11 protein-coding genes are annotated in these 11,224 nt (G+C 37.7%); 6 read left to right on the top strand and 5 right to left on the bottom strand.

Going from position 1 to position 11,224, the window contains the following annotated elements; genetic code table 11:
- The first annotated feature begins 90 nt into the window (after window positions 1-90).
- Complete coding sequence (locus tag L647_RS0102890; RefSeq protein WP_024611512.1) at window positions 91-852, top strand: IS5 family transposase; 762 nt, start codon at window positions 91-93, stop codon at window positions 850-852.
- Between the two features lie 67 nt (window positions 853-919).
- Window positions 920-1,597 (top strand): hypothetical protein, encoded by a 678-nt coding sequence (locus tag L647_RS0102885; RefSeq protein ID WP_024609860.1) that lies wholly within the window; start codon window positions 920-922, stop codon window positions 1,595-1,597.
- A 65-nt stretch (window positions 1,598-1,662) separates the two neighbouring features.
- On the opposite strand, the gene mnmE is transcribed toward L647_RS0102885, so the two are convergent.
- From mnmE to rpmH, 5 genes are all read right to left on the bottom strand, one after another.
- Window positions 1,663-3,027 carry a tRNA uridine-5-carboxymethylaminomethyl(34) synthesis GTPase MnmE gene (mnmE, locus tag L647_RS0102880; protein WP_024609859.1) on the bottom strand — a complete coding sequence of 455 codons (1,365 nt, stop codon included), beginning with the start codon at window positions 3,025-3,027 and terminating at the stop codon, window positions 1,663-1,665.
- 135 nt (window positions 3,028-3,162) lie between these two features.
- A complete protein-coding gene (gene yidC / locus L647_RS0102875) occupies window positions 3,163-4,800 on the bottom strand; it encodes a membrane protein insertase YidC (RefSeq protein WP_024609858.1) in 1,638 nt (545 codons plus the stop codon).
- An 8-nt stretch (window positions 4,801-4,808) separates the two neighbouring features.
- The gene (yidD, locus tag L647_RS0102870; protein WP_024609857.1) at window positions 4,809-5,084 is read right to left on the bottom strand and encodes a membrane protein insertion efficiency factor YidD; all 276 of its coding nucleotides are present in this window, start codon (window positions 5,082-5,084) and stop codon (window positions 4,809-4,811) included.
- 126 nt (window positions 5,085-5,210) lie between these two features.
- A complete protein-coding gene (gene rnpA, locus L647_RS0102865; protein WP_024609856.1) occupies window positions 5,211-5,636 on the bottom strand; it encodes a ribonuclease P protein component in 426 nt (141 codons plus the stop codon).
- A gap of 7 nt (window positions 5,637-5,643) precedes the next feature.
- On the bottom strand, window positions 5,644-5,778 hold the full coding sequence (rpmH, locus tag L647_RS0102860) for a 50S ribosomal protein L34 (RefSeq protein ID WP_004335215.1): 135 nt from the start codon (window positions 5,776-5,778) through the stop codon (window positions 5,644-5,646).
- Between the two features lie 517 nt (window positions 5,779-6,295).
- On the opposite strand from rpmH, the gene dnaA reads away from it, so the two are divergent.
- The 4 genes from dnaA to L647_RS0102840 form a co-directional block, all read left to right on the top strand.
- Window positions 6,296-7,684, top strand: a complete 1,389-nt coding sequence (gene dnaA / locus L647_RS0102855) for a chromosomal replication initiator protein DnaA (protein ID WP_024609855.1) — start codon at window positions 6,296-6,298, stop codon at window positions 7,682-7,684.
- A gap of 13 nt (window positions 7,685-7,697) precedes the next feature.
- Window positions 7,698-8,801, top strand: a complete 1,104-nt coding sequence (gene dnaN / locus L647_RS0102850) for a DNA polymerase III subunit beta (protein WP_024609854.1) — start codon at window positions 7,698-7,700, stop codon at window positions 8,799-8,801.
- Between the two features lie 15 nt (window positions 8,802-8,816).
- Window positions 8,817-9,911, top strand: a complete 1,095-nt coding sequence (gene recF, locus L647_RS0102845; protein ID WP_024609853.1) for a DNA replication/repair protein RecF — start codon at window positions 8,817-8,819, stop codon at window positions 9,909-9,911.
- A 12-nt stretch (window positions 9,912-9,923) separates the two neighbouring features.
- Window positions 9,924-11,224: DNA gyrase subunit B (locus tag L647_RS0102840; protein WP_024609852.1), on the top strand; the 1,301-nt coding region annotated here is incomplete at its 3' end.

Here is an 11,224-nt window from a genome sequence, read left to right as displayed (position 1 = left end):
TAGGGCGTGTTGATCTTTGCGGTATAAAAAACAAACAGCATGAGGATAAGGTATAATTGAATTCGCTAAAAAACGTTACACCGAACCCTCATGCCAAGATTAATGTTAACAGACGCGACATGGAATGTCTTATCAAAAGTAATGCACTTAAGTGGTCGAATTTATAATAAGCCTGAGCATAGAAAAACGCTCGAAGGCATACTCTATAAGATGCGTACCGGTATTCCTTGGCGAGATTTACCGTCTTATTTCGGCTCGTGGAGTGCTATCTATAGACGATTTAATTTATGGTCCAAAAAAGATATTTTGAATGAATTATTTCGTGTGTTATCCCACTATGCTGATATGGATTGGATCTTTATTGATGGCAGTATTGTCAGGGCTCACCAGCATAGTTGCGGTGCAAGAACCGCTGGCAATGAATCAATCGGTAAGAGTCGAGGTGGCAATTCGACTAAAATTCATCTTGCAGTAGATAGCGGAGGATTGCCTGTTTATTATGAATTATCCTGTGGAAATACGCATGATATCGTCCATGCAGAGTCACTTGTAGACAATTGCCCAACGAGTAATGTGGTTGTCGCAGATAAAGGCTACGATAGTGAAAAACTAAGAGAGTTTATTCGTGATAATAGCGCTACACCCGTTATTCCACGCAAGGATAACAGTTTAGTGGGTAATGAAGATATTGACTGGTGCATGTACAAATATAGGCACTTAGTTGAGAATGCCTTTGGTCGGATCAAACAATATAGAGGGATAGCTACAAGGTATGAAAAGCTTGAACGGAATTATCATTCCATGCTCGCTTTAGCATTTACTATGATGTGGCTACCAATGTGGGCTGATTAATATATATACTACAAAGATCAACAGCCCCTAGAGTAATACTGCTTTTATTTATATTTATGAGGGTAAAATGAACTATAAAATACTATCTGGAATTGCTGTAATAGGCATCACTATTATCAGTCTTAATTATTTTAGTGAAAGTAATAAATTAGAAAATAGACCTACGCAACTGCCCTCCAATGAAGCCGCAGTAAATCTACCTGAATCTAGCCCTATTCGACCTGCGCTTTCTCACGAAAAGGAAGAGTTAAAAAAAGTGGATTTACAAGCTATTGAAGACGTAGCACTAAATAATAGGGAAAGTTCAGATGAATTAGTAATTGCCGCTGACTCCTTCTCTGAGCAATTTGTTGTTAAAGATAAAACGACAGATAAAGAAGTTTTGTCTAGATCGTCAGTAGATAATTTTTTTATAGACGATATTTCTAAGGCATTAACATATATGGAAAAAGTTGATTACTCAGAAGATAGCCAGCTTAGAAAAGATACTTTAGAGCAATTTATAATTGATGAATTAAAAGATGTGCAGATTTTTGATCAAAAGTCCGATTGTGCAGGCAAGGTATGCATAATCGAGATGACTTACTCAAGTAATAGCGATAATGAATCTATAAATAAGTTATCTAATTTTGCTAAAAATTATGCTTTTGAAAGTTTTAAAACTAATGAGAATGGCGATAATGTTCTAAAAGCAATTTACATAGCTACGGATGATCCTAGTCAGTTAAGCTTCGAGATCAATTGATTGCTATTTAGCCCATCTCTTTATTTAAAATATTTAAGATGGGCATAATTAGTAGTTGAGCTCTGTTATTTACCAATACAAAACGAGCTAAATATTTTGCCAAGTAAGTCGTCTGAGGTAAATTCACCGGTTATTTCATTTAAAAATTGCTGCGTTAAACGAAGTTCTTCAGCCAATATTTCACCAGCAATGTGCATTTCTAATTGTGTTTTACCTGTTTCTAAATGATACGCAGCACTCTCTAGTGCATCTAAATGACGACGGCGCGCCATAAAGCCACCTTCTGTTGCGCCTTGAAAGCCTATACAGGCTTTTAAATGCTCGCGTACAAGTTCAATACCGTCAGCATTTTTAGCACTTAAGCTGATAACCGGGTATTGTTGCTCCTGCTCCATGCCCACTATATCACCCGATAAATCGGCTTTATTTCTGATGACAGTAACGCCCATACCTTCTGGTAATTTTGCCATAAATTCAGGCCAAATTTTGTGAGGGTCAGTGTCTATTGTATCGGTGCCATCAAGCATAAATAAAACGCGATCTGCTTGGTTTATTTCATCCCATGCACGCTCAATACCTATTTGCTCAACTCTGTCTGGGCTTTCACGAAGACCTGCTGTATCTATAATATGCAGTGGCATACCATCTATATGTATATGTTCTCGTAGTACGTCGCGAGTAGTACCTGCTATTTCTGTTACAATAGCGGCTTCACGCCCAGCTAGAGCGTTAAGTAGGCTTGATTTACCCGCATTAGGGCGACCTGCAATAACAACACGCATACCTTCGCGCATGATGCTGCCTTGCTTGGCTTGATTGGTTACGGTATTAAGCTGAGTAATAATGGCGTCTAAGTCGCCTGACACTTTACCATCTGATAAAAAATCAATTTCTTCATCCGGAAAATCAATGGCTGCTTCTACGTACATACGTAAATGAATTACTTTTTCTACGAGTGTTTCTATGTGCTTAGAAAATTCACCTTGTAAAGACTGTAGGGCGCTTTTAGCGGCTTGCTCGCTGGTAGCATTAATTAAGTCGGCGATGGCTTCTGCTTGTGTTAAATCAAGCTTGTCGTTCATAAATGCGCGCTCAGAAAACTCACCTGGTTTTGCTAAACGAACGCCCTCGATTTTACTAATTTCTTTAAGTAGCATATCAAGTACTACAGGACCACCATGACCTTGTAGCTCAAGTACATCTTCGCCTGTAAATGAGTTAGGCCCGGCAAAGTAAATTGCAATACCTTGGTCAACTTGCTCGCCAGCTAGGCTTTTAAATGGCACGTAATCGGCGTAGCGAACTTTAGGAATTTTACCGACTACTTTTTCGGCGACACTTTTAGCAAGGCTGCCTGAAACGCGAATAATACCAACACCACCACGTCCGGGGGCAGTTGCTTGTGCTGCAATTGTATCTTGATTTATCATGCTATTAATTTGCCAACGATAAGTAACTTTATGGCGGTATTGTAACCTATGGATTTATTTGTAGCGAATAGCTGTGGTGAAAAACAAGCAATAAAAAAGGCGACCGAAGTCGCCTTTATATAAGTAGGAGCTTAGTTAGCCTCTTACTTTAATTCCTTTCTTTTCCATGCCACGGTAGATGATTAACATCTGGACAATAGAAATAAGGTTAGACACTAACCAGTAAAGAACTAAACCAGATGGGAACCATAAGAAGAATACAGAGAAGATAACCGGCATAAAGGTCATCATTTTTTGCTGCATTGGATCAGTAACCGTCATAGGTTGTAGTTTTTGAGTCACAAACATACTCGCACCAAATAAGATTGGTAATACGTAGTACGGGTCTTGTGCAGAAAGGTCATTTAACCAAAAAATAAATTCAGCATGGCGAAGTTCTGTCGATTCTAAGAATACATAGAACAAGGCTAAGAAAATTGGCATTTGTAGCAAAATAGGGAAGCAACCACCCATAGGGTTAACTTTTTCTTTTTTGTACATTTCCATAGTTGCTTGGCCGAACTTTTGACGGTCATCACCAAACTTTTCTTTAAGGGCTGCCATTTTAGGCTGTAGGGCACGCATTTTTGCCATTGAAGTGTATTGCGCTTTAGTAAGTGGATACATTAACGATTTTACGATAATAGTGATGGCAATAATTGCTACACCCCAGTTACCTAAAATGCTGTGTAGCCATTTTAGCAATACAAATAAAGGTTGCGAAATAAACCATAACCAACCGTAATCTACAGTTAAGTCTAGGTCTGGATGAATAGCTTCAAGAATATCAGACTCTTTTGGACCCATATAGTAAATAGCAGTTAGTGTTTGCTCACTACCAGCTTGAATATTTACAGCGGGATCTTTAGCACCAATAATAGCGGCATTACTTTTTGTAATTAAGCTATAAAGTGTATTTGATTGATCCTGCATTGGAACCCAAGCACTTACAAAGTAATGTTGTATAAATGCAACATAACCACCTTGAGTACTCTTGTTTAAGTTTTTATCAGCCATATCAGAAAAACTATACTTTTCGTATGGTTCTTCGTCAGTACCGTATGCAGCGCCTAAATAGTTTTGATCAACCATGCTGCCTTTTTCTTGTACAGTACGCTTAATTTGCGTGTATAGCTGTACTTGAAGTGGTGCGCTGGTGGTGTTGTTAACTTTGTATTCTAAGCCAACATCATATTGACCTTTTTTGAATACATATGTTTTTGTAAAGTTAACACCGTTGCTATCAGTAAACTGAAGCGGAACGCGAAGCTCATCACCTGTTAAAGTATATGACTTTTGTTCTGTTTTGTAAGTAGGGCGACCGTTAGCTGATGCATCAGGGCCATTTAAACCAATTAAGCCACTTTGTGAAAAGTATTGCTTACTACCATCAATCTCACCAAGAAGCATATAAGGTGTATCACTACCTTTAGTATCTTCGTATTGAAGTAAGTCTGTTTCAACAATGTCACCGCCTTTGGTGTCAATTTTAACTTTAAAAACGTCAGTTGTAATTTCTATAACTGAACGCTTAGCTAAAGTTGCTGAAGCGGGTAAATCAGAATCTGACGATGAAGGAATATAATCATCCGACTCTGGTGAATTTGCTTGTAGTGTTTGTGTTGTGGCACTTGGATCGACTTTAGGCTTGTTGTAATCATTATCCCATTCTTGGAATAATAAAAACGACACTAGCATTAGGCCAATTAATAAAAACGTGCGTTGCGATTCCATAACAGCTCTTATTTCTCGTGTTGGTGGTTAATATGGGTTAATTTTTCAGGGACGGGGTCATTTCCACCTGAATGTAAAGGATGGCATTTTAATATGCGTTTTAAAGCTAACCAACTACCTTTTATAAATCCATGCAAATTAATTGCTTGAATTGCATAATGTGAGCAGCTTGGATTAAAACGACAATGCGGACCTAACAGCGGGCTAATCCACTTTTGATAACCGCGGATAAATAACACTAAACAAAACCTCGGTAAAGCAACAAGTGGTTTAAGTAACCTCATGATGTTTATGCCCCTACTTAAGTTTAGTGAGATAGATATCATGTATTTAAAGACTCAATTAGAAATTTTAAATGCATGATTAAAAGGTGAGCTAAAGATACATTAATTAACCCTGCAATTCTATTGCTATTGGGTTTGTTTATTGGATTTAGCTGATTTGTTTGGGCGTTTCTTAAAAGGTGGCGGTTTAGGAGCGCCTGGCTTACAGCGTTCGTTAATTTTTCGCCATAACTTAGTAAGTTGCTTGGTTAATTCTTCATTAGACTGATCATCGATACCATTTTTTACCATAAGCACAATATCGATATTATCTATATTGTGTTGATTTAAACGAAAACTTTCGCGAGCAAGACGTTTAATACGGTTTCGTTGGCATGCCTTTTTTACACGTTTTTTAGCAACAGTAAGACCTAACCTAGGTTTATCTTGGTCATTTGGTTTAGCTAATAGAGTAAAGAAAGGAGTTGCAGCCCGAGCGGGTTCATTAAATATACGAGAGTAATGCGAGGGAGTTAACAGACGTAACTCCCTGCCAAAGCTAAAGTCTTCCACTTATATATTAAGCAGAAAGAACTTTGCGGCCTTTAGCGCGGCGACGTGCTAATACTTTACGGCCATTTACAGTTGCCATGCGAGCACGGAAGCCGTGTGCACGTTTGCGTTTTAAAACGCTAGGTTGAAAAGTTCTTTTCATAACAATCTCATCCGATCGGTTAAAGTTAAAACATCCTACGCAGGTCGCGATCCTGGCATAGGTGCCATTGCGAGCGCGAGATATTATAGATGAAACACATTAAAGTCAATCATAATTACACTACACACTTAGTGTTTATTATATAGTTAATGTAGATCATAAAGGATGATCCTCTAGGATCATCATTAATAAAGAGTTTTCCACAGCCCTTGTATAAAAAGTGAATAAAAGCAGGGGAAAAGTAAAATGGATCGTAAATTTGGTTCGCGATCTTAGTCTGTTTTTGTTATGATCTGTCATCAAGCTTTTAAATAAAAGCTGTTTTAAATCAGTCTGTTAATATATTTATACATCGATATCAACAATTTAATAAAAATCAATCTTTTACTTGTGGATAAAGTATCTTCATAATACTCGGCCTTGGGTCGCTTATTAGACCATTTTAACGCAATAAATGGATGATTTTTAATCATTAATGATGTGCGGGAATAAAAATTATATCTCTGGGAGTTTAACTGTGTATCTGTCGGTTTGGCAAAGTTGTTTATATGTATTGCAAGATGAATTGCCTTCGCAGCAGTTCAGTATGTGGGTAAGACCACTTCAAGCAGAAAGTACCGAAGATACCTTGACGATTTACGCACCTAATCGCTTTGTGCTTGATTGGGTGAGAGAAAAGTATTTAAATAGAATTAACGAACTTTTAGTCGAAATTTGTGGTGTTGAAGCCCCTGAGTTACGTTTTGATGTAGGTAGTAAGCCCTTGGTTAATGCCCAAGTTGCACCTGCTATTGATGCACAATCTACACCTAGTGCGCAAACGTCAGCAAAACAGCAATTACGTCAACCAAAACCAGTTGTTGAACCTGCGCCTAAATCAAATTACAAATCTAATATAAAAGAAAATTATACTTTTGATAGCTTTGTAGAAGGTAAGTCAAACCAATTAGCTAAAGCTGCTGCTACACAAATAGCTGACAATCCTGGTTCGGCTTTTAACCCGGTCTTTATATATGGTGGAACTGGTTTAGGTAAAACTCACTTATTACATGCAGTAGGCAACGGTATATTGGCTAACAAGCCAGATGCTAAAATTGTTTATATGCACTCTGAGCGCTTTGTGCAAGATATGGTAAAAGCACTACAAAATAACGCAATTGAAGAATTTAAGCGTTATTACAGAAGTGTTGATGCATTGATGATCGATGACATCCAATTTTTTGCTAATAAAGAACGCTCACAAGAAGAGTTTTTTCATACCTTTAATGCATTACTTGAAGGTAACCAACAAATCATTTTAACTTCTGACCGTTATCCAAAAGAGATTGAAGGGGTTGAAGATCGCCTTAAGTCACGATTCGGTTGGGGTTTAACAATCGCGATTGAGCCGCCAGAGCTTGAAACACGCGTTGCAATTTTGATGAAAAAAGCCCAGCAGAGTAAAATTAATTTACCGCATGAAGTTGCTTTTTTTATTGCAAAAAAATTACGTTCAAACGTACGTGAATTAGAAGGTGCACTTAATCGTGTGATTGCTAATGCTAATTTTACGGGTCGTCCAATTTCTATTGATTTTGTAAAAGAAGCGCTACGCGATTTACTTGCCTTGCAGGATAAACTGGTTACCATAGATAACATTCAGCGTACGGTTGCTGAGTATTACCGAATTCGTATATCAGATCTCTTATCAAAGCGTCGCAGTCGCTCTATAGCAAGACCTCGTCAAGTAGCTATGGCATTGTCTAAAGAGCTAACTAATCACAGCTTACCTGAGATTGGTGATGCGTTTGGTGGTCGAGACCATACCACTGTATTACATGCGTGTCGTAAAATTAAATCACTACGTGATGAGAGCCACGAAATAAAAGAAGATTACCAAAACTTAATAAGAACATTGTCATCTTAGGGCTGACTTTATTATGCAAATAACAATATCAAGACAACAATTTTTAAAGCCATTAGTGCAAGTGTCGGGTGCGATTGAGCGCAAACACACATTGCCAATTTTATCTAACGTATTGTTAGTGGTAGAAAACGGACAACTTTCAATGACAGGGACCGACCTTGAAATTGAACTCGTTTCTGGCGTGTTTGTAGGTGATAATGTTGCCGATACAAAACTAACGTTACCCGCTAAAAAATTACTCGATATTTGTAAAAGTCTACCAGACGGTTCAGACCTTACTTTGAGCTTACAAGAACATCAATTACTTTTAACCAGTGGTAAAAGTCGTTTTTCTTTAACAACTTTATCAGCTGATGATTTTCCTAATTTAGAAGAATGGGATGGAGAGGTTGAATTTCAACTTACCCGCTTAGAGTTACGTAAATTACTCGAAAGCACTCATTTTTCAATGGCAAATCAGGATGTTCGTTACTACTTAAACGGCATGTCGTTTGAAGTAGATAATACTGATATAAAAACTGTTGCTACTGATGGGCATCGTTTAGCTATTGCGCAAAAGCAATTAACACAATCGCTTAATACGCAGCGCCAGCTAATTATTCCGCGTAAAGGTGTGCAAGAAATTATGCGCCTTATGGTCGCAGATGATGAACTAGTTACAATTCAGTTTGGTGCTAACCATATTCGTATTATCGATCTCGAATTTACGTTTACTAGTAAATTGGTAGATGGACGATTTCCTGATTATCGTCGAGTATTACCCCGTGGCGGCGATAAAGTAATTACGGCTAACCGTGAATGGTTACGCAATGCGTTTCAACGTGTGTCTATTTTATCTAATGAAAAATTTCGTGGTGTTCGTTTAAACTTATCAAACGGTTTATTAAAAATTACAGCCAATAACCCAGAGCAAGAACAAGCTGAAGAGGTTGTCGAAGTAAGTTACGAAGGCGCTGACCTAGAAATAGGTTTTAACGTATCTTATGTACTTGATGTATTAAATACATTAAAAACCGAAGATGTACTATTTACATTAGCTGATTCAAACAGCAGTGCACTAATTGAAGGTGCGGGTGATGAAGAAGCAATGTATGTTGTTATGCCTATGCGTTTATAAGACTATAAATACACAATGAGCTTAAGTCATTTGAGCCTCAAATATTTTCGTAATATTGAGGCATTGACGCTAGAACCAGTAAATGGCGTTAACATAATTTATGGTGAAAACGGCAGTGGTAAAACTAGCCTTTTAGAAGCTATTTATTTCCTTTCTCACGGCAAATCTTTTAGAACACCAAAACATAAAAGTATCATACAGCATCAGCAAGAGCAGTTTGTTATACATGGCAGAAAAGCACTACATGACTTATCTATTCCTATTGGTATAAGTAAAACCCAAACGGGTGAAACCAATTTAAAAATACAGGGTAAGGCAAGCCGTAAAATATCAGAACTCGCTCAACTCATGCCGGTCCAAATTATTACACCAGAGAGTTATTCATTGTTTTTTGGTGGACCAAAAGAACGTAGAAAGTTTTTAGATTTAGGTTTGTTCCACGTGGAACATGAGTTTTTTTTCTTGTGGCAATCGTTTAATAAAGTGTTAAAACAACGCAACGCATTATTAAAAACTAAGCCTAAGAATTATTTTGACCAAATTAGGTTTTGGGACAAAGAATTTGTTAGACTAGCTGAACAAATAAATAAATTAAGAATGGCGTATATAAGTAGGTTTAAGCAGCAGTTTTTTGATAAAATGTGTGCAGAATTAACGCTTATACGCGATTTAGAAATGACCTTTAATGCAGGTTGGAAAGAGAGTGAATCTCTTGCTGATGCATTAGAGCAAAACTTTGAGCGAGATGCTCGCCAAGGGTTTACAAGTAAAGGTCCACATAAGGCCGATTTTAGTTTTAGTGTTTTTGGCAACAGCGTAGAGAATACATTTTCACGCGGTCAATTAAAGCTTTTGCTTTATGCGTTAAAAGTAACGCAGAATAGCTTAATTGAGTCAGAAACAGATAAGCAATCAATATTGCTAATAGATGATCTACCTTCAGAGTTAGGCGAAGATACAAAAGAGAAAGTGGGTCAATTACTTGCTCACTGCAGTTCTCAAATTTTTATCTCTTCAATTTTGTCTGAAAGTATTTCTGCTGTGGTGGAACCCATGCAGCGAGAACTACAAATGTTCCACGTGAAACATGGCAACCTAATAACAAGATAAGTGGGATTAACCATGTCTGAGAATTATGACTCGTCGAGTATTAAAGTACTTAAAGGATTAGACGCAGTAAGAAAGCGTCCTGGAATGTATATTGGGGACACCGATGATGGCACAGGCTTACACCATATGGTGTTTGAGGTAGTTGATAACTCTATCGATGAAGCTTTAGCTGGTTATTGTGATGATATCTATGTAACTATTCACTTAGATGGTTCTGTCTCGGTAAGAGATAACGGTCGTGGTATCCCAACTTCTATCCATGAAGAAGAAGGCGTATCAGCAGCCGAAGTTATCATGACGGTACTTCATGCTGGTGGTAAGTTTGATGACAACTCTTACAAAGTATCTGGTGGCTTACACGGTGTTGGTGTTTCGGTAGTAAATGCACTTTCTGAAAAGTTAAAACTAACAGTTCGCCGTGAAGGTAAACTTCATGAGCAATTTTATACAATGGGTGTTCCTGACGCTCCATTAGCTGTGATTGGTGACTCTGAAACAACAGGTACCGAATTACGTTTTTGGCCAAGCGATCAAACATTTACAAACTTAGATTTCCATTACGAAATTTTAGCTAAACGTTTACGTGAGCTTTCATTCCTAAACTCTGGCGTGAGCATCATATTAAATGATGAACGTGAAGAAAATAAATCGGATCACTTTAAATACGAAGGCGGAATACAAGCCTTTGTAGAATACTTAAACCGTAATAAAACACCTATTCATAAAGGTGTATTCCACTTTACTCATGAACGTGAAGAAGATGGTATTAGTGTTGAAGTATCAATGCAGTGGAATGATGCATACCAAGAAAATATTTACTGTTTTACAAATAATATTCCACAACGTGATGGTGGTACTCACTTAGCCGGTTTTAGATCTGCGCTAACACGTACACTTAATAACTATATGGAAAAAGAAGGCTTTAATAAAAAAGCTAAAACAACCAGTAATGCAACGGGTGATGATGCTCGCGAAGGTTTGACTGCTGTTGTTAGTGTTAAAGTTCCAGATCCTAAGTTTTCATCACAAACAAAAGACAAGCTAGTTTCAAGTGAAGTTAAATCTGCAGTTGAACAAGCAATGGCTGAAAAATTCACTGAGTTTTTATTAGAAAACCCAAGTGATGCAAAAATTGTTGTTGGTAAGATCATTGATGCCTCGCGTGCACGTGAAGCAGCGCGTAAAGCCCGCGAAATGACACGTCGTAAAGGCGCAATGGACTTAGCAGGTTTACCTGGTAAGTTAGCTGATTGCCAAGAAAAAGATCCTGCACAATCTGAACTATACATAGTGGAAGGAGACTCTGCTGGCGG

Origin of the sequence: Pseudoalteromonas sp. TB64 (assembly GCF_000498095.1) — a bacterium.
Classification (GTDB): Bacteria; Pseudomonadota; Gammaproteobacteria; order Enterobacterales; family Alteromonadaceae; genus Pseudoalteromonas.
Note: the sequence above shows the minus strand (reverse complement) of the source record. Positions and strands in the feature narration are given on the sequence as shown.

What these genes read in the sequence shown, in the direction of transcription:
- recF (WP_024609853.1), top strand. Translation starts at nt 8,817, where the DNA reads ATGAGCTTAAGTCATTTGAGCCTCAAATATTTTCGTAATATTGAGGCA.
- L647_RS0102890 (WP_024611512.1), top strand. Translation starts at nt 91, where the DNA reads ATGCCAAGATTAATGTTAACAGACGCGACATGGAATGTCTTATCAAAA.
- rpmH (WP_004335215.1), bottom strand. Translation starts at nt 5,778, where the DNA reads ATGAAAAGAACTTTTCAACCTAGCGTTTTAAAACGCAAACGTGCACAC.
- dnaN (WP_024609854.1), top strand. Translation starts at nt 7,698, where the DNA reads ATGCAAATAACAATATCAAGACAACAATTTTTAAAGCCATTAGTGCAA.
- yidD (WP_024609857.1), bottom strand. Translation starts at nt 5,084, where the DNA reads ATGAGGTTACTTAAACCACTTGTTGCTTTACCGAGGTTTTGTTTAGTG.
- yidC (WP_024609858.1), bottom strand. Translation starts at nt 4,800, where the DNA reads ATGGAATCGCAACGCACGTTTTTATTAATTGGCCTAATGCTAGTGTCG.
- mnmE (WP_024609859.1), bottom strand. Translation starts at nt 3,027, where the DNA reads ATGATAAATCAAGATACAATTGCAGCACAAGCAACTGCCCCCGGACGT.
- L647_RS0102885 (WP_024609860.1), top strand. Translation starts at nt 920, where the DNA reads ATGAACTATAAAATACTATCTGGAATTGCTGTAATAGGCATCACTATT.